The 25,965-nt window shown below is 71.8% G+C and carries 26 protein-coding genes; 12 read left to right on the forward strand and 14 right to left on the reverse strand.

Annotation, left to right across the window (positions count from 1 at the left end; translation table 11 throughout):
* Positions 1–1,494 precede the first annotated feature (1,494 nt).
* Positions 1,495–1,893 (forward strand): VOC family protein, encoded by a 399-nt coding sequence (locus ACZ49B_RS35250; protein WP_468314269.1) that lies wholly within the window; start codon positions 1,495–1,497, stop codon positions 1,891–1,893.
* Between the two features lie 4 nt (positions 1,894–1,897).
* Here ACZ49B_RS35250 and ACZ49B_RS35255 read toward each other — a convergent pair whose 3' ends face one another.
* Together ACZ49B_RS35255 and ACZ49B_RS35260 are read right to left on the reverse strand one after the other, a co-directional pair.
* Positions 1,898–2,692: a bestrophin-like domain gene (locus ACZ49B_RS35255; RefSeq protein WP_468314272.1), complete on the reverse strand. Its 795-nt coding sequence runs from the start codon at positions 2,690–2,692 to the stop codon at positions 1,898–1,900.
* Between the two features lie 7 nt (positions 2,693–2,699).
* A complete protein-coding gene (locus tag ACZ49B_RS35260; RefSeq protein ID WP_468314275.1) occupies positions 2,700–3,065 on the reverse strand; it encodes a winged helix-turn-helix transcriptional regulator in 366 nt (121 codons plus the stop codon).
* Positions 3,066–3,213: 148 nt separating this feature from the next.
* Here ACZ49B_RS35260 and ACZ49B_RS35265 point away from each other — a divergent pair, with 148 nt between their 5' ends.
* Entirely contained in the window at positions 3,214–3,825 is a 612-nt protein-coding gene (locus tag ACZ49B_RS35265; RefSeq protein ID WP_468314277.1) for an NAD(P)-dependent oxidoreductase, read from the forward strand.
* On the forward strand, positions 3,822–4,385 hold the full coding sequence (locus ACZ49B_RS35270; protein WP_468314280.1) for a nitroreductase/quinone reductase family protein: 564 nt from the start codon (positions 3,822–3,824) through the stop codon (positions 4,383–4,385). The genes ACZ49B_RS35265 and ACZ49B_RS35270 overlap by 4 nt, the downstream gene beginning before the upstream one ends.
* A gap of 162 nt (positions 4,386–4,547) precedes the next feature.
* On the opposite strand, the gene ACZ49B_RS35275 is transcribed toward ACZ49B_RS35270, so the two are convergent.
* A complete protein-coding gene (locus tag ACZ49B_RS35275; RefSeq protein WP_468314283.1) occupies positions 4,548–4,832 on the reverse strand; it encodes a hypothetical protein in 285 nt (94 codons plus the stop codon).
* A 186-nt stretch (positions 4,833–5,018) separates the two neighbouring features.
* Positions 5,019–6,629 carry an APC family permease gene (locus ACZ49B_RS35280; protein WP_468314286.1) on the reverse strand — a complete coding sequence of 537 codons (1,611 nt, stop codon included), beginning with the start codon at positions 6,627–6,629 and terminating at the stop codon, positions 5,019–5,021.
* Positions 6,630–6,939: 310 nt separating this feature from the next.
* On the opposite strand from ACZ49B_RS35280, the gene ACZ49B_RS35285 reads away from it, so the two are divergent.
* Positions 6,940–7,581 carry a hypothetical protein gene (locus ACZ49B_RS35285; protein ID WP_468314289.1) on the forward strand — a complete coding sequence of 214 codons (642 nt, stop codon included), beginning with the start codon at positions 6,940–6,942 and terminating at the stop codon, positions 7,579–7,581.
* Between the two features lie 140 nt (positions 7,582–7,721).
* On the opposite strand, the gene ACZ49B_RS35290 is transcribed toward ACZ49B_RS35285, so the two are convergent.
* The 5 genes from ACZ49B_RS35290 to ACZ49B_RS35310 all read right to left on the reverse strand — a co-directional run bounded on the left by ACZ49B_RS35290 (position 7,722) and on the right by ACZ49B_RS35310 (position 14,110).
* A complete protein-coding gene (locus tag ACZ49B_RS35290; RefSeq protein WP_468314291.1) occupies positions 7,722–9,194 on the reverse strand; it encodes an aldehyde dehydrogenase family protein in 1,473 nt (490 codons plus the stop codon).
* On the reverse strand, positions 9,191–10,930 hold the full coding sequence (locus tag ACZ49B_RS35295) for an N-acyl-D-amino-acid deacylase family protein (RefSeq protein WP_468314294.1): 1,740 nt from the start codon (positions 10,928–10,930) through the stop codon (positions 9,191–9,193). Before ACZ49B_RS35295 ends, ACZ49B_RS35290 begins: the two co-directional genes overlap by 4 nt.
* Positions 10,931–11,103: 173 nt before the next feature.
* Positions 11,104–12,225 carry an LLM class flavin-dependent oxidoreductase gene (locus ACZ49B_RS35300; RefSeq protein WP_030303877.1) on the reverse strand — a complete coding sequence of 374 codons (1,122 nt, stop codon included), beginning with the start codon at positions 12,223–12,225 and terminating at the stop codon, positions 11,104–11,106.
* A 128-nt stretch (positions 12,226–12,353) separates the two neighbouring features.
* Positions 12,354–13,139: an SDR family NAD(P)-dependent oxidoreductase gene (locus ACZ49B_RS35305; protein WP_468314298.1), complete on the reverse strand. Its 786-nt coding sequence runs from the start codon at positions 13,137–13,139 to the stop codon at positions 12,354–12,356.
* Positions 13,140–13,159: 20 nt separating this feature from the next.
* A complete protein-coding gene (locus tag ACZ49B_RS35310) occupies positions 13,160–14,110 on the reverse strand; it encodes an LLM class F420-dependent oxidoreductase (protein WP_468314301.1) in 951 nt (316 codons plus the stop codon).
* 180 nt (positions 14,111–14,290) lie between these two features.
* Here ACZ49B_RS35310 and ACZ49B_RS35315 point away from each other — a divergent pair, with 180 nt between their 5' ends.
* Positions 14,291–14,944 (forward strand): transmembrane-type terpene cyclase, encoded by a 654-nt coding sequence (locus tag ACZ49B_RS35315; protein WP_468314304.1) that lies wholly within the window; start codon positions 14,291–14,293, stop codon positions 14,942–14,944.
* On the opposite strand, the gene ACZ49B_RS35320 is transcribed toward ACZ49B_RS35315, so the two are convergent.
* From ACZ49B_RS35320 to ACZ49B_RS35330, 3 genes are read right to left on the reverse strand one after another with little or no spacing between them, the layout of a single operon-like run.
* Positions 14,916–15,881, reverse strand: a complete 966-nt coding sequence (locus ACZ49B_RS35320; RefSeq protein ID WP_468314306.1) for a L,D-transpeptidase family protein — start codon at positions 15,879–15,881, stop codon at positions 14,916–14,918. The genes ACZ49B_RS35315 and ACZ49B_RS35320 overlap by 29 nt on opposite strands.
* 26 nt (positions 15,882–15,907) lie before the next feature.
* Positions 15,908–17,167, reverse strand: coding sequence for a sensor histidine kinase (locus ACZ49B_RS35325; RefSeq protein WP_468314310.1), 1,260 nt, complete (start codon positions 17,165–17,167; stop codon positions 15,908–15,910).
* Positions 17,168–17,172: 5 nt separating this feature from the next.
* Complete coding sequence (locus ACZ49B_RS35330; RefSeq protein ID WP_468314313.1) at positions 17,173–17,874, reverse strand: response regulator transcription factor; 702 nt, start codon at positions 17,872–17,874, stop codon at positions 17,173–17,175.
* A gap of 102 nt (positions 17,875–17,976) precedes the next feature.
* Here ACZ49B_RS35330 and ACZ49B_RS35335 point away from each other — a divergent pair, with 102 nt between their 5' ends.
* Genes ACZ49B_RS35335 through ACZ49B_RS35350 form a run of 4 tightly spaced genes read left to right on the forward strand, consistent with a single transcriptional unit; the run spans position 17,977 to position 21,537 of the window.
* Positions 17,977–18,486 (forward strand): hypothetical protein, encoded by a 510-nt coding sequence (locus ACZ49B_RS35335; RefSeq protein ID WP_468314317.1) that lies wholly within the window; start codon positions 17,977–17,979, stop codon positions 18,484–18,486.
* Positions 18,471–19,604: a peptidoglycan-binding protein gene (locus ACZ49B_RS35340; RefSeq protein WP_468314320.1), complete on the forward strand. Its 1,134-nt coding sequence runs from the start codon at positions 18,471–18,473 to the stop codon at positions 19,602–19,604. The genes ACZ49B_RS35335 and ACZ49B_RS35340 overlap by 16 nt, the downstream gene beginning before the upstream one ends.
* Entirely contained in the window at positions 19,601–20,338 is a 738-nt protein-coding gene (locus tag ACZ49B_RS35345) for an ABC transporter ATP-binding protein (RefSeq protein ID WP_468314322.1), read from the forward strand. Before ACZ49B_RS35340 ends, ACZ49B_RS35345 begins: the two co-directional genes overlap by 4 nt.
* Positions 20,335–21,537: an ABC transporter permease gene (locus ACZ49B_RS35350; RefSeq protein WP_468314325.1), complete on the forward strand. Its 1,203-nt coding sequence runs from the start codon at positions 20,335–20,337 to the stop codon at positions 21,535–21,537. The genes ACZ49B_RS35345 and ACZ49B_RS35350 overlap by 4 nt, the downstream gene beginning before the upstream one ends.
* Positions 21,538–22,225: 688 nt before the next feature.
* Here the strand turns inward: ACZ49B_RS35350 and ACZ49B_RS35355 are convergent.
* On the reverse strand, positions 22,226–22,891 hold the full coding sequence (locus ACZ49B_RS35355) for an XRE family transcriptional regulator (RefSeq protein WP_468314328.1): 666 nt from the start codon (positions 22,889–22,891) through the stop codon (positions 22,226–22,228).
* A 406-nt stretch (positions 22,892–23,297) separates the two neighbouring features.
* Between ACZ49B_RS35355 and ACZ49B_RS35360 the strand changes: the two genes are divergently transcribed.
* The 3 genes from ACZ49B_RS35360 to ACZ49B_RS35370 all read left to right on the forward strand — a co-directional run bounded on the left by ACZ49B_RS35360 (position 23,298) and on the right by ACZ49B_RS35370 (position 25,069).
* Complete coding sequence (locus ACZ49B_RS35360; protein WP_468314330.1) at positions 23,298–23,567, forward strand: DUF7848 domain-containing protein; 270 nt, start codon at positions 23,298–23,300, stop codon at positions 23,565–23,567.
* Between the two features lie 579 nt (positions 23,568–24,146).
* Complete coding sequence (locus ACZ49B_RS35365) at positions 24,147–24,587, forward strand: NUDIX hydrolase (protein ID WP_468314332.1); 441 nt, start codon at positions 24,147–24,149, stop codon at positions 24,585–24,587.
* Positions 24,588–24,673: 86 nt separating this feature from the next.
* Positions 24,674–25,069 carry a VOC family protein gene (locus tag ACZ49B_RS35370; RefSeq protein WP_468314335.1) on the forward strand — a complete coding sequence of 132 codons (396 nt, stop codon included), beginning with the start codon at positions 24,674–24,676 and terminating at the stop codon, positions 25,067–25,069.
* A 15-nt stretch (positions 25,070–25,084) separates the two neighbouring features.
* Here ACZ49B_RS35370 and ACZ49B_RS35375 read toward each other — a convergent pair whose 3' ends face one another.
* Positions 25,085–25,948 carry a trypsin-like serine peptidase gene (locus tag ACZ49B_RS35375; RefSeq protein WP_468314338.1) on the reverse strand — a complete coding sequence of 288 codons (864 nt, stop codon included), beginning with the start codon at positions 25,946–25,948 and terminating at the stop codon, positions 25,085–25,087.
* Between the last annotated feature and the right edge of the window lie 17 nt (positions 25,949–25,965).

Genomic DNA, 25,965 nt, shown 5'->3' on the forward strand with positions numbered 1-25,965 from the left:
TTCGTCGTCGCGTCGCTACGCGATGGCCTGCGGCCACCCTTGACCGACCGACCCGCCCCGGAATGCCATAAGACTGCCGGGAAGCCCCCGAAGGAACGGTCAGGGGGACAGACACCCACACGGGTTCATCAGAGCTCCGCGACTTTGGTCCCCGGTGCTCCGCACCCAGCCCACCAGGACCCCCGACCGGCAGGTCAATGGGCCCGCAGGGAGGACCATGCCACCCTCAAGGGCCCATAACCACCCTTTCCGCACCCAGGCCGGGTCAACCCGCACCAGACAGCGACCAGATGCCCATGCTGGTAGGGGTGGGCCCGCAGGCGCACCAAATCGCTACGCGCTTCTCTCTGTTTGGCGTCCGACGACCGCCTTGGGCTGGACATAAGCCGCCCACGACCGGCAGAGGTCAGCCTGGGATGCGAGTGCGGGTCGTTTGTCCCGTTTTGGCGACCGATTGCGAGGTGAATGGGCGCCTGCCGGAGTGAGAGGTTGAAAAATCCGGCATCAGGCTCCCTCTCGCCCGCTTTTCACCCCAACTAGCGTGCAGACGCCCGGAACCCCCCCTGGGAGGTGTCTGGGCGGCCTATGTCCAGCCCCAGACGGCCGCCGGACGCCGAGAGATGAGAAGCGCGTAGCGATCTGGGGCGTCCTCAGCCCCCCCCCTCACCGCATCGTCATCTCATCGCTGTCCGGTGCAGGTTGACCCTACCGGGGCGCGGAAAGGGCTTCCTATGGGCCCTTCAGGGAGCCGTTCCCTCCCCCGGGCCCCACCCTGCTCCGCCTGGGTGGTCCTGGGGACTGACTCCGGATGACCAGAGGCTCCTGGCCAGCATCTCTGATCTGGGCAGGTCGGAATCCGAACCCCCGGCCATCCTTCGGGGGCTTCCCGGCAGTCTGTTGTCTTTCCGGGGCGGGTCGGTCGGTCAAGGGTGGCCGCAGGCCATCGCGAAGCGACGCGACGACGAAGGAGGAGCGCCCTTGAGGGACCGGCACGACACGGAAGGACAGTGGACTGCCGGGAAACCCCCGGACACTTTCCGACGCCGAGTACGCGGACCCCGCCGCCCGTACGTCCCGATCCACCCTCCCGACGCCGCTCGCGCAGACCCCGCCCCATGGCTCCCCGGCCGACCCTCCCGGCGCCGACTGCGCAGACCCCGCCCTCGACATCCCGCTCGAGCCCTCCGGCGCCGACCACGCAGGCCCCGCCGCCCGAACCCCCCGATCCACCCTCCGACGCCGAGTCGACAGACCCCGACCCCGGCATCCCGCCCGACGCCTCCCGACCCCGAATACACGCACCCCGCCGCCCGTACCCCCGCTCCACCCTCCCCACGCCGCCCACACAGACCCCGCCCCCTGGCCCCCATCCACTCTCCCGACCCAGTCCACAGACCCCGCCCCCGCCGCCCCGGCCAACCCCTCCGCCTCCGCCTCCGCCTCCGAGCACACGGCACACGGCACACCCCTCCCCACCCCCCGTACGCTCCCCCCATGATCACTTCAGGCACCCACATCCGTATCGCCCGGCCCTCCCTCGACCTCGCCGCCGCCGAGCGGTTCTACGTCGGCGGGCTCGGGCTCGGCGTGCAGTGGCGGAGCGCCGACCCCGTGCCCGGGGAGCACGAGCTGCTCATGGTCGGGCCCGTCGGCGGGGGTTGGCATTTCGAGCTCACCCGGGACCCCGCCAACCTCGTCGCGCCCTCCCCCACCGTCGACGACCTGTTCGTCGTCTACCTCGGCGAAGCCCCCGACGAGGCCCTCGTCCAGCGGCTCGTCGAGCACGGCGGGACCCGGGTCGCCGCGCACAACCCGTACTGGGACGAGTACGGGGTCACCGTCGCCGACCCCGACGGCTACCGCCTCGTGCTCTGCTCCCGCACCTGGGGCTGACCCTCTAGGAGGCGGGCCAGAACTGGGCCAGCGCCGCCTCCTTGTACGGGGCCGGGGTGACGCTGAGTTCCCCCGCGAAGGGGCGGTCCAGCACCATCACCAGCAGCAGGCTGAAGCCGATCAGCGCCGCCACCGCCGAGACGAACAGCAGCTGCATCTTCAGGCTGCGCAGGCCGAACAGGAACGTGAGCGGGAGGATCACCAGCGCACCCCCGTACACCAGCACCTGGAGCAGCACCGGCAGGGACGTTTCCGCCATCGTGATGCGGGCTCGGCGCTGCGCGGCGACGTCGTTGAGGCGGCCGGCGGCCTCCCCGTAGAAGGTCTCGCTGCGGGTGCCGGTGGGCTCGAACGCCTGGAGCGCCTTGTACAGCCCGTGCGTCTGCTCGGCGGTGGCGTCGTAGCTCGGCTTGCCCGCGCGCATGAGCGGCCACTGCGTCTCGACGACGGAGTGCACGTAGTCGCCCACCGCCCGCTCCATGCGGGCGCGTTCGGCCGGCGGGAAGGCCTCGGCGCTGCGGACGACGAGGGCGAGGTCGGTGGCCTCGGTCGCGACGACGGTCTGGGTGTTCTCCAGCTGGGTCCAGAGCGTGACGACGACGAAGGCGAGGATGATGCCGTAGATCGCGCCGAACATGCCGAGGGCGACACCGACCATCTCGTTGTGCTCGCCGCCGGCCAGGTGCGGGAAGCGGCGGCGGGCGGCGAGGCTGCCGCCCACGGCGAGGGCGATGAAGCCGCCGACGAGCAGGATGCCGAGGGTGAACGTGCTGAAGGTGTTGAGCAACCAGAGGATCATGGCCTGCTCAACGATCAACTCCCCCTGAGGGCCCGACCGCGAGCCCCGCCTCCTGGGCGTCGATGAGCTCGTCCCAGTGCTCCCGCGTCCAGTCGCACGCCGCGTCCAGCGGGCCCAGCAGGCCGCGGCCGAGCGGGGTGAGGGCGTACTCGACGCGGCGCTCCGGCGGCGCCTGCTGCGTCCGTACGACGAACCCGTCGCGCTCCAGGGAACGCAGCGACTGGGTGAGGGACTTGGACGTGATGCCGCGCAGCGGGACCTTGAGCTCCGAGAAGCGGCGAGGCCCGTCCTCGAGGCAACGCAGGATCATCGAGGCCCACTTGTCGCCGATCCGGAACGGGACCAGCGGGGACGGGCAGACGGGGTCGAACATCTCCGGGTCCAGCGGCTCCGGTTCTGGTCCCGGCCCTGGCTCCGGTCCCGGCTCTGGCCCTGGCTCTGGTCCTCGTTCTGCTTCGTGCATGATCCACACGGTAGGCCGGTATCCGATCGGTAACCAGGACCTTTTCTAGGGTCGCCCCATGACGAACAACGGCAAGGGAAGCAAGGTCATCGTGTTCGGGGCCCGCGGGCGGGTCGGCCGGGCCGTCGTCGCCGAGGCGCGGGCGCGCGGGTACGAGGTCACGGAGGCGGGCCGCGGCGACGGGGAGGTCACCTCGGCGGCCGATGTGGCGCGGCTGGCGGCGGGGCACGACGCGGCGGTCGCGGCGGTGTACGACGCGCAGGCGGCGCCGGGGGTGTTCTTCCCGGCGGCGGCACGGGCTCTGGCGGCGGGCCTCGGGGAGGCGGGGGTCGGGCGGTTCGTGTCCGTCGGGCTGGCATCCGTACTGGCCACGCGGTCGGGGGCGGCGCTGATGGACACACCGGGGTATCCGCAGGAGTGGCGGGAGTTCTACGTCGGCCACGGCGCCGGGACCGATGCCCTGCGGGCGGCGGCGCCGGCGGGGCTGGACTGGGCGGTGCTGAGCCCGGCCGGGGACTTCGCGCCCGCCGGGACGCCCGGCGGCGGCTACGCGTTCGGCCCGGCCGACGCCTCCGGCCGGATCACGCACGCCGACTTCGCCCGGGCGGTGCTGGACGAGATCCGGACCCCGACGGTGCACCGCGCCCACGCGGGGGTGACGGCGGCATGACGGCCACCGTAGCCACAGCCCCCGTAGCCGCGGCCACCGTAGCCGCGGCCACCGAAGCCACGGCCACCGACAGCCCGAACCCCTGGGTCGCGGAGCACATCCGCCGCTTCGAGGAGACCGCCGGGCAGCCGCGGCCCGGGATCTCGGACCTGCTGCTGACCACGCGGGGGCGGCGGTCCGGGCTGCTGCGGCGCACGGCGCTGGCCTACGTACGGGACGTGGGCCGGCACGAGGGCCGGGACGGGGGCCGGGACGGGGACGAGAACACGGACAGGGACGGGGACCGTGCCGCGTACGTCCTGACGGCGTCGAACGCGGGCGCCGACCGGCACCCGGCGTGGTACCTGAACCTGGAGGCCGATCCCGCCGTCACGCTCCAGGTCGGCGCCGAGACCTTCCCGGCGACCGCCCGCCGGGCGACCCCGGCCGAGGCGGAGCGCCTGTGGCCGGTGGTGGTGGCGGCGATGCCCTCGTACGCGGCCTACCGGGCGGCGGCGGACCGCGAGATCCCGCTTGTGCTGGTCACCCGTACGGGCGCCCAGGGGGTGTCGTCAAAGTAGCGTCGTCCGCCCGTGAGGGCGGGGCCGGCGGGGTCTGGTGCGTGTGATCGCAAGGCGGAGGAGGGAGGCGACGCTCGCGTCGTCGACCGACGACAACGCGGCGAGCGCGCGTGCCGGGCCCCGCCGGCCAGACGGGACTTTGACGACACCCCCTAGGGAGGGTCAGCGGATCGCCGGGGTCTTCGGCAGCCCCTGCAGGGCGTTGCCCGCGCCCCCGAGCGAGGTGTCGGTGGCCTTGGTGGCGGATCCGGCGGCGGAGGCGGTCACGGCCACGGCGGTCTTGGTGTCCTGTACGGCCTGGCCCGGGTGGTTGGCGATGTCGCCGACGCGGTGGGCGAGCGGGGCGGCCGCCTCGAGGGCGGGCCCGTGCGCGTCGGCGTGGGCGGCGACGGGGGTCAGGGCGAGGGCGCCACCGGAGAGGACCAGGGCGGCAAGGCTGCGCTTCATGGCGTTCATACCGTGCAGAACGACCCGCCCCGGCCCCGGTCACCGGGCACCCCCACTTTGGGGTGACGGGTCCGGGCGCCACGTCGCCCTGGATCCGCAACGCCCGCGGCCCCGGACCGGGGGGATCGGTCGGGGCCGCGGGGGAGGCAGTGATGCGGGGGGGCGCAGCGGTTCGCGGGGGTGGGGTCAGTCTTCGACCACCAGGGCGGGGGTGGACTTCGTCAGGGTCATGCCGCGGAAGAAGGCCGGGCTGCGGCGTTCCGTGACCAGCATGATCACCAGGCCGAGGGCCAGCAGGCCGACGCCGATGACGAAGACGCTGCCGACGCCGAGGACGGTGGAGCCGGAGCCGTACGACGGGTTCCACATGTCGATCAGCGTCTTGAAGAAGACGGCGGCCAGCAGGAGGCCGCCGAGGACCGGGAAGACGCCCTTGAAGAACAGGTCCCGCACGGAGCGGCGCAGCTCGCCGCGGAAGTACCAGGCGCAGGCGAAGGCGGTCAGCGAGTAGTAGAAGCAGATCATCAGGCCGAGCGCGAAGATCGTGTCGGTCAGGACGTTCTCGCTGACCAGGGTCATCACGGTGTAGAAGGCGCCGGTCGCGACGCCCGCCATGACGGTGGCGCGGCCCGGGGTCTTGAAGCGCGGGTGGACCTTGGCGTAGGAGGCCGGCAGGGCCTCGTACGTGGACATGGCCAGGACCGTGCGGGCGACCGGGATGAACGTGGTCTGGAGCGAGGCGGTCGCCGAGGCGAGCACCGCGACGAAGAGCAGGATGCCGAGCACCGGGCCCATGACCGGGCCGGCGAGGGCGGCGAAGACGTTGCCGGAGGTCTCCGGGTTGCCGAGGCCGAGGCCGGTGGTGCCGGAGCCGACGGCCGTCTGGGCGGCGATTCCGGTGGCCAGGTACGAGCCGACCAGGACGACCATCGCGATGAGCGAGGCGCGGCCGGGGGTCTTGGCGGAGCCGGTGGTCTCCTCGTTGGTGGCCAGGCAGGCGTCCCAGCCCCAGTACATGAAGATCGAGAGGGAGAGTCCGGCGGTGAAGGCGCCCATGGACTCGACCGCGAAGGGGTTCATCCACTGCCAGGAGAAGTCCAGGCCGGTGTCGAGGGCGCCGGCGCCGAGACCTCCCGCCGTGGCCTTCTGGAAGGCCATCGCCACGAAGAGGGCGAGGACCGCGAGCTGGAGGCCGACCAGGGTGTACTGGACGCCCTTGGTGGCGGTCATGCCCCGGTAGCTGATGGCGGTCGCGGCGGCGATGAGGGTGAGGCAGGTGGCGATGTGGACGAGTTTGTCGTCGTCCAGGGCGGCGATCGACGCATTGCCCGTGATCTCGCCGGCCAGCAGCCAGAAGTAGGAGGTGGCGACGCCGGCCAGGTTGGAGAGCACGATGATCGTGGCGATCACCAGGCCCCAGCCGCACATCCAGCCGATCCGCGGGCCGAAGGCCTTCACGGTCCAGGTGAAGGAGGTGCCGCAGTCCGGCACGGCTTTGTTGAGCTCGCGGTACGCGAAGGCGACGAGCAGCATCGGCAGGAAGCCGGCCAGGAAGACCGCCGGCATCTGGACGCCGACCTCTCCGGCGGTGGAGCCGAGGGTCGAGGTCAGGCAGTAGACGGGGGCGACGGTGGAGATGCCGATGACGGCGCTGCCCACCAGGCCCACGGAGCCCTTGCCGAGGCCCTTGCCCCGTACGTCGCCGCTCGCAGCGGCGGCCGCATCGCCGGAAGCGCCGCCTCCGGCGACGCCTCCTACCGTGTCTCCGACCCCGGGCCGAACGTCCAGCTGTGTCATGCCAAAGGACGTTAGAGGCTGCGATTTCCACGTCCGGAAGGTTTGGGTCCGGATCCAGCCGCTCCGAATCGCCTTTGAATCCTGCGGCAGAGGTCGGTCACACGACCCCAATGAAAGGTTCAAGCTGAACGTTACCCCCGGTTCGCAGGACGCGGACACGGCGTTCCGATATGCGGAAACCGCAGGCGTGTCCGGTTTGCCCGATTCGAAAGTTTCCCGTGCGACTTTCCAGCGCCCCGTTTGGCGCGAACATGACGATCGCTCTAGAGTCCCGACGATCAAGGTCATCGACACGGGGGAACATCCGCGCATGCGCACCAGGACGACAGTCATCGCCACCGCCACGACCCTCACCGCGCTCCTCGCCCTCACCGCCTGCGGGAGCGACGACGGCGCGTACGCCGGGGACATCGCCTCGGTCGGCGGCATCGGCGCAGGTGGCGACGGCGGAGCCGCGTCCAAGAAGGGCAACGGCCTCGGCTTCAAGGGGCTGATCAAGGCGGGCTCCATGGCCGAGGCCACCCGCATCGTGGGCAGGTACACCAAGTGCACCGAGGTCTCCAAGGCCCAGGAGGGCTACGACCCGGGAGAGGGCCCGGACGACAAGTACGGGTCGGCGTACTCCGTGACCGAGCGCGGATGGTGCAACGACCGCGGTGACACCGGGATTTTCCTGATCAAGGACCCGAAGGCCTTCCAGGCCGCGTTCAAGGCCGACGTGGACAAGGAGTACGCCAAGCACCCGAAGCGGCACGTCAACATGGGCTTCGTCATCGGCCAGGACTTCGCCGTCGGATCGCAGAGCACGGACACGATGACCGCCATGCTGAGCGCGAAGAGCGGGATGGTCGTCCTGAACTGCCACCCCGACTTCAACCCGCCGAGCGGCTACCGCAAGGAGCCGGCCCTGGTGAAGGGCTGCGTCCTCACGGACTACCTCTCGGAGGAGTAGGGCGCGCGGGGAGCAAGGCGCGGGGAGCAAGGGGAGCGGGAGGTGACGTGGCGGGCGCGGGCCCGTCCCCCGCACCCTCGCCCGCCCCCGCCCCGCGCCCACGCCCGCCCCACTCCCACTCCCACTCTCGGCGGTCCGGCTCAGCCCGCCCAGACGATCGACTGCATCTCGCTGTACGCGTGCAGCGCGTACGAGCCCACGTCCCGCCCGACGCCCGAGCGCTTGAAGCCGCCGAACGGGGCCTCCATGTTCCGGCCGATCGTGTTCACGCCGACCCCGCCTGCCCGCATCCGGCGCGCCACCCGGAAGGCGCGCGCCGCGTCCCCGGACCACACGTAGCTCAGCAGGCCGAAGTCGCTGTCGTTGGCCAGGGCCACGGCCTCGTCCTCGCCCCCGTCGAAGGGCACGACCACGACGACCGGGCCGAAGATCTCCTCCCGCACCACCCGCATGTCGTTCGTGCAGTCCACCAGCAGCGTCGGCGCCACGTAGAAGCCGCGGCCGTCCCCGACCACCGGCCGCTCGCCCCCGTACGCGATGCGCGCGCCCTCCTTGCGGCCGAGCTCGACGTACGACTCCACCCGGTCCCGGTGCGCCGCCGAGATCACCGGGCCCACCACGGTGCCCGCCACCGCCGGGTCGCCGAGCTTCATGAAGGCCAGGTAGCCGGTCAGCTTCTCGACCAGCTGCTCGTAGACCGACCGGTGCACGATCACCCGCGTCGGAGCCGTGCAGATCTGGCCGGAGTAGAAGGAGAAGGTGGTGCCGATCCCCATGACCGCCGCGTCCAGGTCGGCGTCCTCGAAGACGACCGCCGCGCCCTTGCCGCCCAGCTCCATCAGCTGCCGCTTCATCGAGCGGCCGCAGACCTCGGCGATGCGCTGCCCGACGCCCGTGGAGCCGGTGAACGACACCATGTCCACGTACGGGGAGTCCACCGCGGCCTCGCCGACCTCGACCGAGGCGCCGCAGACCACGTTCACCACGCCGGCCGGAGCGCCCGCCTCGTGCAGCGCCTCGGCCATCTTGAACACCGACAGCGGATCCTGCGGGGCCGGCTTCACCACCACCGTGTTGCCCATGGCCAGGGCCGGGGCCACCTTGCCCGCCGGGTTCGCCCACGGGTTGTTGTACGAGGTGATGCAGGTGACCACGCCGACCGGCTGGCGCACCTCCAGCGCCCCCAGGATGCTCGCCCTCCCCATCGGGCCGGCCTCGGTGACCTGCGGCGGCAGCCCGTGCTCCACCGGCTCGAGGGCGCCCTTCGCGTACCGCCGGAAGCGGGAGACCCCGACCCCGACCTGCATCCCGCGCGCGATGCCGGTCGGTGCGCCCGTCTCGGCGCGGGCGAGGGCCGCCCACGGCTCGTACGCGCGCTGCATGACGTCCGCGGCCCGGTCCAGGACCGCCGCCCGTTCCTCGGGGGCCGTCCGGGACCAGGTCTCGAAGGCCTCCGCGGCCGCGCGCGCCGCCTCCTCGACCTGGGCGCGCGAGGCCTCGGGGGCGAGCCCGACCACCGATTCGTCCGCCGGGTTGACCACCTCGTAGTGCCCGGCGTCGGGCTCGACCCACTCGCCTCCGATGTACAGCTTCTGCTGCAGGGGCTCGCTCAACGCGTGCTCACCGTCCTCGTGTCGCGGCCGGAGCGGAGCACGATCCCGGGGATCGCCCCCGTCACCTCGTCGTCGCGGATGGTCTCCACGCCGTTGACGCGTACGGACACGATCCCGATCGCTCGGGCGTCCAGCCGCGGGCTGTCGCCGGGCAGGTCGTGTACGAGGGTCGCGGGACCGGCCTCGATCCGCTGCGGGTCGAACAGCACCAGGTCCGCGTGGAAGCCCTCGGTGATCCGGCCGCGTTCGCGCAGCCCGAACAGCTGGGCCGGGTCGTCGGTGAGCATCTTGACCGCCTGCTCCAGCGGCACCAGCTTGCGGCCGCGCAGGCAGTCCCCGAGGAAGCGGGTCGTGTACGGGGCCCCGCACATGCGGTCCAGGTGCGCGCCGGCGTCGGAGCCGCCGAGCATGACGTCCTCGTGCTGCCAGGTCTCGGCGCGCAGCGCCCAGCTCGCCGGGTCGTTGTCGGTCGGCATGGGCCAGAGCACCGTACGCAGGTCGTCGTTGGCGCAGATCTCGACCAGGCACTGGAAGGGGTCCTGGCCGCGCTCGGCGGCGATGTCGTTCACGACCCGGCCGGACAGGCCCTCGTTCTCCTTGCTGTACGTGTCCCCGATGACGTAGCGGCCGAAGTGGGCGAGGCGCCGGAAGACGCCGGCCTCCTTGCTGTCGGCGCGGCGCAGCATCTGCGCCCGTACGTCGGCGTCGCGCAGCTTCGCGATCCGCTCGGGCACGGGCAGGCCGAGGATCTCGCCCCAGCCGGGGATCAGGTTCAGCGCGCAGAAGGTGCCCAGCGACATGTTCATGGGGGTGAGGATCGGCATGGTCAGCGCGACGATGCGGCCGCCGGCCTTGCGGGCGCGCTCGCTCGGTACGAGCTGGCGCGGCACCCGTTCGGGGACGGCGGCGTCGATGGTGAGGACGTTCCAGTTCAGCGGGCGGCCGGCGGCGGCGCTCATCTCGACGAAGAGGTCGATCTCCTCGTCGGCGAACTGGTCGAGGCAGCCGGCGACGATGGCTTCGAGCTGGGTGCCCTCGTGTTCGGCGACGGCCTTCGAGAGCGCGATGAGCTCGGCGGGCTCGGCGTGGCGGGAGGCCACGGGGGCGCCGTCGCCGTCGGAGTGGGTGGCCGACTGGGTGGTGGACAGGCCCCAGGCGCCGGCGTTCATGGCGTCGTGGAAGAGGTCGAGCATCTGCTGCATCTGCTCGGGGGTGGGCTGGCCGCCGACGGCGTCCGCGCCCATGACGTGGCGGCGCAGTGCGCAGTGGCCGACCATGAACCCGGCGTTGACGGCGATCCGCCCTTCGAGGGCGTCGAGGTACTCGCCGAAGCCGGACCAGGTCCAGTCGACGCCTTCCTCGAGGGCCTTGAGGGCCATGCCCTCGACCTTGCTCATCATGCGGCGGGTGTAGTCGGCGTCCTCGGGGCGGTCGGGGTGCAGCGGTGCCAGGGTGAACCCGCAGTTGCCGCCGGCGACGGTGGTGACGCCGTGGTTCATGGAGGGGGTCGCGTACGGGTCCCAGAACAGCTGGGCGTCGTAGTGCGTGTGCGGGTCGACGAACCCGGGGCACAGGACGAGGCCGCCGGCGTCCTCGGTGGTCCGGGCCTCCTCCGTGACCGTGCCCGGCTCGGCGATGACGGCGATCCGCCCGTCGCGCAGGCCGACGTCTGCGACGCGGGCGGGAGCGCCGGTGCCGTCCACGACGGTGGCGCCCTTGATCAGGTGGTCGAGCATGACGTCCCCTCTGCCGGTGTTCGTGTTGCTGGCCGTCGTCGCACCCGCAGGGCGGACCCCCGCGCGCCCCGGCCGGGGGCCGCCGGGCCGGCCGCGGCCTCGGCATGACCTCCGGCCGGGGCCGGTGCGGGGCGGCGGTCCGGGAAGACGCCGCCCCTTGTTCCCCCGCCGGGTCAGACGGCCTGGCGGAAGCGCGTCGTGCGGTGGACCGGGTCCGTGTCGATCTTCGGGATCACGTGCTCGCCGATGAGCTTGATGGTCGTCATCGTGTCCTCGTACGAGACGCCGGTCGGCAGGCCGAACGACAGCTGGTCGGCGCCCGCCTGCTCCCAGCGCTTGCACTGCGCGAGCACCTCGGACGGGTCGCCGCAGATCAGCAGTTCCTCGGCGATCAGCAGCTCGATGATCTCCGCGTTGTACTCGGGCAGCGTCTCGGGCCACTGCGGGATCGCCTCGGGCCGCGGGAAGGTGTCGTGGTAGCGGAAGACCAGCGACTGGAAGCGGTTCATGTTCGCGTTGACCGCGATCTCCACCGCCTTGTCGTGCGTCTCGGCGCATATCGCGGTGGAGGTGACCATCACGTTGTCGTTGACGAACGCGCCGATGGCCTTGGCCTCCTGGATGGCCGTCTTGTACTGCTCCAGCACCCACTCCATGTCGGAGACCTTCTGGACGCTGAACCCGAGGACGCCGAGGCCCTTCTTCGCGGCCATGGCGTACGAGGAGGGGGAGCCGGCGGCGTACCACATGGCCGGGTGGGCCTTGCCGTACGGCTTGGGGAAGATCTTCCGCGGCGGCAGCGACCAGTGCTTGCCCTGGAACCCCTCGTACTCCTCCTGGAGGAACATCTTGGGGAACTCGGCGATGGTCTCTTCCCAGATCTCCTTGGTGGCGTTCATGTCCGTGATGCCGGGCAGGAAGCCGAGGATCTCGTGGCTGCCCGCGCCGCGGCCGGTGCCGAACTCGAAGCGGCCCTTGGAGAGGTGGTCGAGCATGGTGACCTTCTCGGCCACCTTGACCGGGTGGTTGACCGGGGCGAGCGGGTTGAAGATGCCGGAGCCGAGGTGGATGCGCTCGGTGGCGTGGGCGAGGTAGGCGAGGAACACCTCGTTCGCCGACAGGTGCGAGTACTCCTCCAGGAAGTGGTGCTCGGAGGCCCAGGCGTACTTGAAGCCGGACTTGTCGGCCTGGATGACGTACTCGGTCTCCTCGACCAGCGCCTTGTGCTCTGCCTCGGGGTCGACCTTGGACCGCGCCTCAGGCACGTATCCCTGCACGAAGAGCCCGAATTCCAAGGGGGTTCACCGTCCTTTGATTTCTGACGTGTCGTCAGATTTGATGAGTCGACTGTTCCACCGCGGAAGCGGGAGCGTCAATACCTGACGCTCCATCAGATCTGCTCGTCGCTGTCGAGAAGGGAGATCTAGAGGATGCTGACGCCCGCCATCCAGCCGCCGTCGATCACGAACGGCTGGCCGGTGATGTACGAGGAGTCCTCGCTGCTCAGGAACAGGGCCAGCTTGGCGATCTCGTCGGGTCGGCCCACCCGCCCCATCGGCACGACCCGCTGGTAGAGCTCCGCCATCGCGTCCCGGGCCTCGTCGCTCATGTTGGCCGGGTCCAGCAGGCCGGGATTGGCCATCGGGGTGTCCACGGCGCCCGGGCACATCGCGTTGACCCGGATGCCCTTGGCGGCGAGCTCCAGCGCGGCCACCCGGGTCAGGCCGAGGATCGCCGCCTTGGTCGCCGCGTACGAGCCGACGTAAGCCATGCCCGTCAGACCGGTGTACGAGGAGGTGTTGACGATGGTGCCGCCGCCGGCCGCCTCGATCTCGGGGGCGACGGTCTTGATGCCGAGGAAGGCGCCGACCTGGTTGACCTGCACCAGCTGCTGGAACTCCTCCAGCGGGGTCGAGACCAGCTCGTTGAAGCGCAGGATGCCCGCGTTGTTGACCAGGCCGTCGATCCGGCCGAAGGCCTCCTTGGCGGCGGCCACGGCGGCCGCCCAGTCCTCCTCCCGGCTCACGTCCATCCGTACGTACCGGGCGCGGTCCTCGCCTATCTCCTTGGCGACGGCGGCGCCCTGCTCGTCCAGCACGTCGCCGAGGAGCACCTTGGCGCCCTCGGCGGCGAAGAGGCGGGCCTCCTGCTCGCCCTGGCCGCGCGCCGCACCGGTGATGACGACGACGCGCCCGTCCAGCTTGCCCATGCCCGTACTCCTAGTCGTTGTCACTGGTCGTTGAGGAGCGGGCCGACCTCGGCCCCGAAAGCGGTGATCTGGTCGGTCAGTTCGGCGCGGTCGCGGCTGCGGAAGCGGACCTGGATCTGGTCCACGCCGAGCGCCCGGTACGCGCGGAGGGACTCGGCGAGCGTCTCCGCCTTGCCGGTGAGGGTGCGGCGGCCGGTGTCCCAGCCGGGCTCGCCGACGTACAGCGCCTCGGTGATCGCACCGAACTCGATGGGGTCGGTGACCCCGGCCGCGGCGCGGAGCTCCTTGATCCGGGCGATCCGGCCCGGCAGCTCGTCGCGCGGATCGCCCTGCGGGAGCCAGCCGTCGCCGCGGACGGCGGCCCGGCGCACGGCGGCGGGCGAGGAGCCGCCGACCCAGACCGGGATGCGGGCCTGGGCGGGGCGGGGCAGCTGGCCGAGGTCCTTGAAGGCGAACAGCCCGCCCTCGAACTCCGGGTACTCCTCGGGCCCGAGGGCGGCGCGCAGTGCGTCCAGGGTCTCGTCGAGGACGGCCCCGCGGCGGGCGAAGTCGACGCCGAGGACCTCGAACTCCTCCTGTACGTGGCCGGCGCCGACGCCGAGGATCAGCCGGCCGCCCGAGAGGTGGTCGAGGGTGGCGTACTGCTTGGCGCTGAGCAGCGGGTGGCGCAGGCCCAGGATCGCGACGTGGCTGAGCAGCCGTACGCGCTCGGTGATCCCGGCGAGGAAGGCGAGGGTGGCCACCGGGTCGTACCAGACGGTGCTCATGGGTCCGGCGAGCCGTCGCGGGATGGCCACGTGGTCGCAGGTGGCGACGTACCCGAAGCCGGCCCGGTCGGCGGCCCGCGCCACTTCGGCGAGGTCGACGGCGGTGGCCGAGGCCTCCCAGGGCTCGGCGTAGATGGTGCTCTGCGACTGGATCGGGAGTTGCATCCCGTAGACCAGCCGGCCCTCCGCAAACACGCGCGCCATGCCGCCACCGCCTCGCTTCGTCTGTCGCCCACGTCTCGGCTGCCGATGCGCGTCCCGCCGGCGCCGGGGGCCATCGTCGTAGCTGACGGACCGTCAGGCAAGGGGTTCGACCCGGCCACGCGCCGGGTGACCGTGCGCGGGGGATGTGCCGGGAGGGGCGCGTTGGCTAGGGTGCGGCGCGTGGATCTCTTTCTGACGCTGGTCAGCGGCGTGGCGTGGACCGTCGTGTACGTGGAGGCGATCCGGGTCGGGCTGCGGGACCGGACGTATGCGATGCCGGTGGCCGCGCTCGCGCTGAACTTCGCGTGGGAGGTGACCTACGCCGCGGGCGAGTTCACGAGCAGGGTCTCCGCGCAGGGGATCGTCAACGTCGTGTGGGCGGTCGCGGACATCGCGATCATCTGGACGTACCTGCGCTTCGGGCGGGCCGAGCTGCCCGAGTTCGTGACGCGGCCGCTCTTCGCGGCGTGGAGCGTGCTCGTGTTCGGCACCGGCTTCGCCGTGCAGTGGCTGTTCCTCGCCCACTTCGGGACGCACGACGCGAGCCGGTACTCCGCGTTCCTGCAGAACCTGCTGATGTCCGGACTCTTCATCGCCCTCTACGCCGACCGGCGCGGGCCGCGCGGGCAGTCCCTCGTCATCGCCGTCGCGAAGTGGCTGGGGACGCTCGCCCCGACCCTGCTCTTCGGGGTCCTCGAGGACTCGCCGTTCGTCCTCGGGCTCGGCGTCATGTGCAGCGTCTTCGACCTGGCGTACATCGGGCTGCTGCTGCGCGGGCGCGCCGTACCGGTCGGCGACCGGCCGCTCAGAAGCCTGCCGGTCCCATCACGATGACCGGCTTCGCCGCCGGGTCCAGGGTGGTCAGGAGCTTCTTCATGGCCTCCTTCGAGATGCCGATGCAGCCCTGCGAGGGGCCGTTGTGGTCGACGTGGAGCCAGATGCCGCCGCCCTTGTCCTCGCCCTCCGGCTTGAACAGGTCCAGCGGGGAGACCCCCGTACGGCGGTTGTAGTCGATCGCGATGACGTACTCGAAGGCGCCCGCGAGGGACTCGCCGTTCACGCCCCGGCCGGTGGGGACGAAGAGCCGGTTGTGGTCGTACGGGAACTTCGTGCCCGGCGGCTTCTCCAGCAGACCGCCGGCGTCGCTCAGGGTGAACACGCCCACGGGGGTGGTGAGGTCCCCGTCCTCGCGTTCGGCGGAGTTCCAGCCGCTGGCGCCGTTGTGCGCGGGCCAGCCCTCGGTGGCCCGGACCCAGCCGGCGCCGGCCGCCGGCCGGGTGTAGAGGGTCGCGGTGGACTCCGAGGAGTCCCTCGCCTTGCCGGAGACGAGGAGGAGCTGGCGGGCGGTGGCCGGGATCCTGGCCCGGGTCTCGTCGCTGACGCCGTCCAGGCCTTGGGCGGGATCGTCCGGGGTCGCGGCGGCGCCGGGGGCGCCCGGGGCTCCCGGTGCGCCGGATGCCGCCGGCGCTCCGGGGGCGCCGCGTACCTCGCGGGCGGCGCGGGCATCGCCTGCGGGGTCGGCGGAGCCGGTGGGCTTGGTGGGCTTCGTGGGCTTGGCGGCGCCGGCCACGGCAGCCGCGCCCCCCGGGCGGTCGCCGGTCCGGGCCTGGGCCGTGGCGCCGGAGTTGTCGTCCTGGGCCGTGTACGCCCATCCGGCCCCGAAGGCCGACAGGCCCAGGGCGGCGGCGACGGCGACGGCGACCCGTCGGGGCGAGCGGACGGCGCGGTACGTGTGGGGACTGCGGGAGCGGGCGCGGGGGTGCTTGCTCATGCCTCCGACGGTACACATGGGATCATTCAGGACTCCTGAGGCCGCGGCCGGAGCGGCGCGGGTCCCACCGGAAAGCGGACCCTGACGGTCAGTCCGCCGCCGGGAGCCGGATTGGCCCGCGCCACCAGCTTCGCGCCGTGCGCCCGCGCGATCGAGCCCACGATGGAGAGCCCGAGGCCCGCGCCCTCGCCCGCGGTGTGCTGCCGCTCGGCCCGCCGCCGGAACGGCTCCAGCAGCCGCGGCACATCGGCGGGATCGATCACCGGGCCGGTGTTGGACACCGTCAGCACCCCGTCGGCGGAGGTCGCCACGCTGATCCGGCCGTCCGGCCGGTTGTGGCGTACGGCGTTGCCGAGCAGGTTCCGCACCAGATGGCCCAGCAGAGCCCGGTCGCCGGTCACGACCAGCGGCGCGAGGCTGCGTACGACGACCGGGGCAGCCGCAGCGGCAGGGCCGGGCTCCGGGTCCGCCTCGGCCTGGGCGGCCTCCGCGAGTTCGGCTTCGACCAGGGCCGCCAGGTCCACCGGGGCCGTGGTCTCCAAGCCCTCCTCCGACACCGCGAGCAGCAGCAGCGACTCGATGAGGTGCTCGCTGGAGTCGGCGACGCCGATCAGCTTGGAGCGGATCCGGGCCACCTTCTCCGGTGGCGGGTCCCCGGCCAGCCCGATCTCGGCGGCCGCCCGCTGGACGGCGAGCGGGGTGCGCAGCTCGTGGGCGGCGTTGGCGGCGAACCGGCGCTGCGCGCCCACCAGGCTCTCCATCCGGTCGAGCATGCCGTCGAACGTGTCGGCCAGCCGCTTCAGCTCGCCGGGCGGGGCCTCGAGGCCGATCCGCTCGTGCAGGTTCTCCCCCGAAAGGCGGCGGGCCGTCTCGGTGATGACGCCGACGGGGCGCAGCACCCGCCCGGCCATCCACCAGGCCAGCCAGATCGACGGTACGGCGAACACGGCGAGGGCGATGAGCGAGACGATCAGCAGCTCGTGGAGGGTGGCGGACTCGACGGCGGTGGAGAGGTTGCGGGTCACGGCCCACGTCTGGAGCTGCTCCCGGGTGGGCGTGGCGGCGCCGGGCGGGAGCCGCTGGGCGGGGACGGCCTTGAGCGGTTGGCCTTCGACGGCGGCGCGTTCGAAGGCGGTGCCGGGGACGGCGGTGGTGACGGCCCCGCTGATGCGGGTGTAGAGGCCGCCGCGCAGCAGGATGTTGATCAGGGCGATCAGGCCGCCGCCGGCGAGGACGAGCAGCGAGCCGTAGAGCGCGGTGAGACGGGCGCGCTCGGAATGGAGCACTGCTCTCATCGCGGATCGGCGATCTCGGCGGAGCCGGGGCCCGTGCCCGGACCGGCGATCCGGTAGCCGGCCCCCGGCACGGTCTCGATCAGCGCAGGCTCGCCCAGTTTGGCCCGCAGCTTGCTGAGGGTCACCCGTACGGCATTCGTGCTGTACGAGGTGTCCTCCTCCCACACCCGCTCGATCAGGTCGTCGTTGCCGAGCACGGCGCCCTCGGCCCGCAGCAGCGCCTCGAGCACGGCGAACTCCTTCCGGGACAGCGCGAGCCGGTGCCCGTCGCGGGTCGCGGTCCTGCGGGCCGTGTCGACGGCGATCCCGCAGCGCTCCAGCACCGGCGGCAGGGCCGGCCGGGCCCGCCGGCCCAGCGCCAGGACGCGGGCGAGGAGCTCGTCGTACGCGAAGGGCTTGGTCAGGTAGTCGTCGGCGCCGAGACCGAGCCCCTCGACCCGGTCCCGTACGGTCCCGGAGGCGGTCAGCATCAGGACGCGGGGCGGCAGCCGCTCGCGCACCACCTGCCGGCAGACCTCGTCGCCGTGCAGGCCGGGCAGGTCGCGGTCGAGGACGAGGACGTCGTACTCGCCGAGGCGCAGGCGCCGCAGCGCCTCGAGGCCGTCGCCCGCCTCGTCGACGGCCAGCGCGTCGCGGCGCAGACCGTCGGCGATCATCTCCCGGAGGAATTCCTCGTCCTCCACCACCAGAACTCGCATGCCGCCCTCTTTACCGGAATCTCGTATTTCCTCGTCATAAGCAAGATCGGAGAGGGAAGCGAAACCCGCCTCTCGTGCAGGGTCTGGCGCATGAAGCGATCCATGACCATGACCACGGCCGCCGCCCTCACCGGGCTGACCCTCTTCGTCACCGCGTGCACGGGCGGTGTCGGTTCGGACGGCAAAGACGGGAAGAAGGACGACTCGACGAAGAACAACGCGTCGAGCGGCGGCGGCAGCGGCAGCGGCACGACCAGCGGCGCGGATGCCGACAAGGCGCTCAAGACGCGCAAGTGCCTGCGCGAGCACGGGATGGACGCGCCCGACCCGGAGCCCGGCCAGGACCCGCGCGGCATGACGCTCGGCTCGGGCAGCGAGGACCCGGAGACGCTGAAGAAGGCCTTCGAGGCGTGCGGGATGCAGGCCCCCGGCACGGGCCAGCTGTCGCAGGAGCAGAAGGACAAGGCCCTGAAGTGGGCCAAGTGCATGCGGGACAACGGAGTGAACATCCCCGACCCGGAGTTCAACGGGAGCGCGATGAGCGCGACCAAGATCCCCGAGGGCCAGGAGAAGGCCTTCGAGGAGGCCCAGAAGAAGTGCGAAGCCGCGTGAGGCGGCGCGGCAAGTGGCTGCTGGGCTCGCTGGCCGTCGTACTCGCCGTCTCGGGCGGCGGGTACGCGGTGACGGCCCAGCCGCGCGGGGACTCCGACGGTTCGAAGGACCGGCGCGCGGACGGGCTGCCGCAGCAGACGGCACCGGTCACGCGCGGGGACCTCAGCTCCGGGCTCACCGTGGAGGGCACCCTCGGCTACGCGCAGGAGCGCAAGCTCGCCGCGGGCGGCCCCGGGGTGCTGACCTGGGTGGCGGGCGCCGGTACGGCGATCGAGCGGGACGGGAAGCTGTACGAGGTCAACGGCAAGCCGGTGCGGCTCATGTACGGGAGCACGCCCGTGTACCGGCCGATGAAGACCGGGGACAAGGGCGAGGACGTCAAACAGCTCAAGCGCAACCTCCAGGCCCTCGGGTACGGGACCGGGCTCGATCCGGAGGACGGCACCTTCACGGCGGGCACGGCGACGGCGGTCAAGCGCTGGCAGAAGGCGCACAAGGCGGCGGAGACGGGCGAGGTCGGCAAGGACGACATCGCCTTCGCGGCCGGGCCGCAGCGGGTGCAGAAGAACGACACGGCGGTCGGCGACGAGCCGGCGCCGGGCAAGCCGGTGCTGACCCTGACCGGAACAGAACGGATGGTCCGGTTCCAGTTGGACGTGGCCAAGGCGGGCGCGGCGAAGACCGGCGACAAGGTCACCGTGAACCTGCCGGGCGGCGCCACGGCGACCGGGAAGATCGACTCGGTGGGCAGCACGGCGAACCCGGACGACCCGAACGGCGGCGGGGGCGGCTCCGGCAGTGGTGGAGGCGGTGGCGGTGGCGGTGGCGGGAAGCCGAAGGTCGAGGTGAACGTCTCCCTCGACCACGCCTCCGAGATCAAGGGCCCGGACCGGTCCCCCGTCTCGATCCGGCTGACCGGCGAGACCCGCAAGGGCGTGCTCTCCGTACCGGTCAACGCGCTCCTCGCGCTGTCCGGCGGCGGCTTCGGCGTACAGGTCGTCGAGAACGGCGCGGTCCGTGACGTCCCGGTCGAGCTCGGCATGTTCGGGCAGGGCCGCGTCGAGGTCAAGGGGGACGCCCTCAAGGAGGGCATGCAGGTGGGGATCCCGAAGCAGTGACGACGACAGTGGCCACCGCAGAGAACCGGCACGCCCGCGCCGTCGTGGAGCTGGCGGGCGTCACCAAGGAGTACCCGGGCGGGGTCAAGGCCCTGCGCGGGGTGGACCTCACGGTCCTGACCGGCGAACTCCTCGCCATCGTCGGCCCGTCCGGCTCCGGGAAGTCCACCCTGCTGCACATCGTCGGCACCCTCGACCGCCCGAGCGCCGGCGCGGTCGCCATCGCCGGGCACGACATCGCGGCGCTCTCCGACCGCGTCCTGTCGGCACTGCGCTCACGCCATGTCGGCTTCGTCTTCCAGTCCTTCCACCTCGTACCGGGCATCAGCGCGCAGGCGAACGTCGCCGAGGGGCTGCTGTACTCCGGCCTCTCGCGGGCCGAGCGCGGCCGCCGGGCGGCGCGGGCGCTGGAGCGGGTCGGCCTCGGGGACCGGACGGAGCACCGGCCGCACGAGCTGTCGGGCGGGCAGAAACAGCGCGTGGCGATCGCCCGGGCGGTGGCCGGCGAACCGGACCTGCTGCTGGCCGACGAGCCGACGGGCGCACTGGACTCGGCGTCGGGGCAGTCGGTGATGGAGCTGCTGCACGAGCTGAACGCGGACGGGGCCACCATCGCCGTGATCACCCACGACCAGGAGATCGCGGCGAGCCTGCCGCGGCAGGTGCGGATCCGGGACGGGGAGATCGTGGCGGACGTGTGGAACACGGCCCGGGCGGGAGCGGTGACACGATGAGGGCCTCCAGGAAACTGACCCCTTCCCGCCTCGGCCCCCGCGACGTCCTGCACGTCGGCTCGGCGGGGCTGCGCTCGCGCCCGATGCGGGTGTTCCTGTCCGCGCTGGGGATCGCGATCGGCATCGCGACGATGATCGCGGTGGTCGGGGTGTCCTCGTCCAGCCAGGCCAAGCTCCTGCGGGAGCTCGACAAGCTGGGCACGAACATGCTGGTGGCGACGCCGGGCCAGTCGATGTTCTCGGGGCAGGACACGAAGCTGCCGAAGGAGGCCCCGGGCATGATCTCCCGTATCGAGGGGGTCGAGTCGGTGGGTACGACGGGCGACGTCGCGCAGTCCGTACGGCGATCGGAGAACATCCCGAAGGAGGAGACGGGCGGCATCGGCCTCAAGGCGGCGAAGGACGACCTGCTGGAGGTGCTGCGCGCCCGGATGCAGAAGGGGACGTGGCTGAACGGGGCCACCGGACGCTACCCGTCGGTGGTGCTGGGGAACGTCTCGGCGGAGCGGCTGGGCATCACCGGGCCGGGGCAGCAGGTGTTCATCGGCGGCCGGTACTTCACGGTCATCGGCATCCTGGACCCGATCCCGCTGGCCCCGGAGATCGAACGCTCGGCGCTGATCGGCTGGGAGGCGGCGGAGCAGCTGCTCGGCTTCGACGGCCACCCGACTGCGGTGTACGAGCGCTCGGCGGACGACCGCGTGGCGGCGGTCCGCAGCCTGATCGCCCCGACGGCCAACCCGCAGTCCCCGAGCACGGTCTCGGTGACGGACCCGTCGGCGGCGCTCCAGGCGAAGGCGGCCACGGAGGGCGCCTTCAGCACGCTGCTGCTGGGGCTGGGCGGGATCGCCCTGCTGGTGGGCGGGGTCGGCGTCGCGAACACCATGATCATCTCGGTCCTGGAACGCCGCCACGAGATCGGCCTGCGCCGCTCGCTGGGCGCGACCAAGGGCCAGGTGCGCATCCAGTTCGTCACGGAGTCCCTGCTCCTGTCGGGCCTCGGCGGCCTGGCGGGCATCGCCCTCGGCGCGGCGGCCACGGCGGCCTACGCCCGCGCGGGTGACCTCCCCTGGGTGGTCCCCCTCTGGGCGGTGACGGGCGGCTTCGCCTCAACCCTGGCGATAGGCACCCTGGCAGGCCTCTACCCGGCAGTCCGCGCAGCCCGCCTGTCCCCGACGCTGGCACTGCAGGCGGGGTGAGGGGGGCGGGGGGGCCGGGGGGCCGGGGGGCCGGGGGGCCGGGCGGGGCCCCCTGGTCGGGGTCCGTGTACTCGGCGGCGGAGGCGTCGGGCCGAGACGTGGGCGGCGGGGTCCGTGTACTCGGCGGCGGGAGTGTCTGGCGGGATGCCGGGGGCAGGGTCTGTCGACTCGGCGTCGGTGAGTGTCCGGGGGCGTCCCGTCAGTCCACTGTCCTTCCGGTGCGGTCCGGGCCGTCAAGGGCGCTCCTTCGTCGCGTCGCTTCGCGATGGCCTTCGGCCACCCTTGACTGCCCGGCCCACCCCGGAAAGACGAAGACTGTCGGGAAGCCCCCGAAGGATGGCCGGGGGGTTCGGATCCGGTCCAGCCCAGATCAGAGATGCTGACCGGCGGCCCCTGTCATCCGGAATCAGTCCCCGGGACCACCCAGGCGGAGCGGGATGGGGCCCCAGGGAGGGCACGGTCCCCTGAAGGGCCCAGATGAAGCCCTTTCCGCGCCCAGGCAGGGTCAACCTGCACCAGACAGCGACCAGATGCCCCTGTCGGCAGGGGTGAGCCCGTGGACGCACCAGATCGCTACGCGCTCCTCACCTCTCGGCGTCCGACGGCCGTCTTGGGTGGGACATAGGCCGCCCACGCGCGCTGCACACCTCGAGTCGCCTCGCGGCGAACAGCGGGCGGGCTGGCGGCCCTAGGGGACGGGGAGTCCGCGCTCCCACAGTTCTTCGGCGTGGTCACTGAACCTGTCGAACATTCCGCCGTCGCCCTGCCGACGGAGATGGAGCATGGGCGAGTCGTGTCCGATGACACGCGCCAAGTGGGGTGTCACCAACGCATCGGCGTCGAACCGGAAGACGCTGAGACCCACGTGGTTCACGGCATCTGAAGCGGCGCTGAATCTCGCTTCCAGTCCTTGGAGCGGGGCGAGGCGGTTCAGGTGTTCCAGGGTGATCCGGATACGCGTGGAGACGGTGAGCGCTGCCGCTTCGACCATCTCCCGCTGGCGCGTGATCTCTCCCTCGGGGTCGCCGATCAGGAACCGCACGCGGCACCCGTTTTCGACCTTCCGGCGGACGATGCCGGCGAAGTCCGGGACTTGAGTCCAGAAGAAGTAGTTCGTGTACCCGCTGAGGAGCATGTCCTTCGTGGTGTCGTCGACCAGCCGGGTCCAGACGGTGGAGGGGCACGCGGACCGGTAAGGGTAGGAGTGGACCAGCTCCCGGTCGTTGCCGACTTTGACGCGGGTGGTCACTGCCTCAGGCCAGATCATCTGTTCGTCCACTCCCAACACCCGGCACGTGTCCAGCCGGTTTCGCGCGTGCGGCGTGAGCTTCTCATCAGCGATCCAGCGTTCCACGCTCTTCACGGTGACGCCCACTCGGGATGCGAGTTGCCGGGGAGTCACCCTCGCTTCCGCCATAGCGTCTCGTAACGCCGTGTTCAAGGGATCCCCCAGGGACGTTTGGGCCTTTTATGCACACTACTGCCGGACGTCTCAACTGTCCGTACAACATGGGGAGATACGTCCTGAAGGGTGGGCCAGCATCGCATCGTCCGGCAGACGACGCAGAAAGGTGCGGCATGGCCACAGCAGAAGAGCAGATGCCACGGACAGAATCGCTCGAACCGGTGCCCGTGCCCGGATGTGGGGTCTGCCGCGCGCTGGACAGTGACCGAAAGATCGCCTGGGACGTCGGCAACCTGTCCGCCGTAGCGGTACAGAGCGCCGAGCTGCGCAACCACCCCCACAGCCAGGTAACAGCATGAGCGGGAAAGCCGTACTCCGATACGTCACCTATGTGATGCGCCGCCACCCCTCCGCTGAGACCACCGCAACAGCACGGTGCCTGAACCCTGACTGTCACTGGGCTTCCGCCCCGACCGGAAACGCGGACGTGTGCTCCGACATGTGTATCGAGCACACCGGCCGCACCGGACACATGACTTTCCTCCGGGAGTTCTCGGAAGTCGCTGTGGTGGAGCGTGTCCAGCCCCAGACGGCCGCAGGACGCCGAGAGATGAGGAGCACGTAGCGATATGGGGCGTCCACGGGCCCACCCCTCACTGCATCGTCATCTCATCGCCGTCTGGTGCAGGTTGACCCTGCCGGGGTCCGGAAAGGGCTTTCTATGGGCCCTTCAGAGGACCGTTCCCTCCCCGGCGCCCCATCCTGCTCCTGCTCGGTGGTCCTGGTGAGCGGACTCCGGATGACCGGGGGCCCCTGCTCGGCATCTCTGATCTGGGCAGGTCGGAATCCGAACCCCCCGGCCATCCTTCGGGGGCTTCCCGACAGTCTTCGTCTTTCCGGGGTGGGCCGGGCAGTCAAGGGTGGCCGCAGGCCATCGCGAAGCGACGCGACGAAGGAGCGCCCTTGACGGCCCGGACCGCACCGGAAGGACAGTGGACTGACGGGACGCCCCCGGACACACACCGACGCCGAGTCGACAGACCCCGCCCCCGGCATCCCGCCAGACACTCCCGACCCCGAGTACACGGACCCCGCCCGGTATCCCGACCGGCCACCCGACACCGAGCACACCGACCCCGCCCCCGCCCCCACTCACCCCCGCCGCCACCTGCACAGAACCCGCCCCCCGTCGTACGCTGATCTGATGAGAACTCCCAGGCAGGCAGCCCGCATTGTCATCCTCTCCCCGACCGGTTCGGTGTTCCTCTTCCGTGAGAACAACATCGAGGTCGGGATCCACTGGCTGCCGCCCGGCGGGGGGATCGATCCCGGCGAGACTCCCGAGGAGTGCGTGCGGCGGGAGTTGCGGGAGGAGACCGGGTGGACCGACCTCGAGCCGCAGCGGCTGCTCTGCACCTGGGAGCACGATTTCACCCACGAGGGGATCCCCGTCCGCCAGCACGAGCACATCTACGTCACCACCGGCCCGCGCCGCGACCCCGTCCCGGAATCGCCCGACGCGCACTGGCGCTGGCTCTCGCAGCAGGCCCTGGCTTCGCTCGGGGAGCCGCTGTGGCCGCCGCGGCTCGCGGAGCTGCTGGCCGACGTGCCGGCCGAGCCGGTCCACCTCGGGCTCGTGGTCTGACGCCGCCACGGGGCAATGAGGACAGGTTCTGACCTACACCGCGGCTAGAGTCCTGGCACTGCCAGCGAGCAAGCCGAGGAGCTCCCATGTTGCGAGGTCTGACCACCGTCAGTTTCTGGGCCGCCGATCTGGACGCGGCCAAGGCCTGGTACACCGAACTCCTCGGCACCGGTCCCTACTTCGAGCGGCCGGGCTACGCCGAGTTCCGGCTCGGCGACTACCAGCACGAGCTCGGGCTGATCGACCGGCGCCACGCGCCCGCCGGCGCGCCCGCCGCGCCGGGCGGAGCCGTCGTGTACTGGCACGTCGACGACGTCGACGCGACGCTCGCGAAGCTGCTGTCCATGGGCGCGGAGCAGTACGAGCCGCCCACCGAGCGCGGACCGGGCTTCGTCACGGCCTCGGTGGTCGACCCGTTCGGCAACGTCTTGGGCTTCATGTACAACGCGCACTATCTCGACGTGCTCGGCGAGCGCCCCTGAGCCGGGCGCCGCAGCTCAGGGGGCCGCGGAGGTCGCCTTCGCGTACAGCGTCGCCGCGTACTCGCCCAGGATCGTGCTCGTCGAGACGTCGTCCGTGTCGCCGCCCGTGAGGATGCCGATGATCTTGCCGTCCTTCGCGAGCCAGGCGCTGCCGCTCGTGCCGCCCGGGAAGTCCGCGCAGTCGAAGCGCTGCTCCGTCTCGGTCTCGCGGACCGCCGATGCCGTGCACGTCCGCGGGACCTTGCGGTCCGCCGGGTAGCCGGTGACGGTGATCTCCTCGCCCGTGCGGCCCGTGGTGTCCAGGGTGGCCGCGCCCGTGACGTCCTCGATGTTGCGGCCCGCGGCGTCCGGGGCGAGGCGGGCGAAGGCCAGGTCGTAGTCGTCGTCCGTGTCGTCGGCCCAGCGGGGGTCCTCGAAGACCTCCTCGATCGTCCAGGCTCCGTACGGGGCGCCGCCGTTCGCGTACGCGGGTGCGAAGATCGCTCCTCCGGCGCCGGCCTTCCCGGCGAGCAGGCAGTGCCCGGCGGTGACGATCAGGTTCTTCCCCGCGCTGTGGACCACGGTGGCGGTGCAGAAGTGGTCACCCTGCACGCCGCCTTCGAACAGGGCGCCGGTGAAGGCGGCGGGGCTGCCCGGCCGGGGCGTGCCCGAGGTGTTCAGCTGCGGCTGCTTCGCCGCTTGCGATCGCGAAGACGGGCTCGGCGAGGGCCTCGCCGGGGCCGCCGCCTCTGCGTGCGTGCCCGACCCGCCCTCCGTAGCCGGCACCACCTTCGTCATGGCAGCCGACGCGCCCAGCGCCGCCACCGCGCACAACACCCCGGTCACCACGGTCCGCTTGTCCACCGCCACCGCCCCTCCCACTTTGCTCCGGCGAAGCATGCCTTGATGTTCACCTT

Source organism: Streptomyces sp. NPDC031132, from assembly GCF_055570595.1.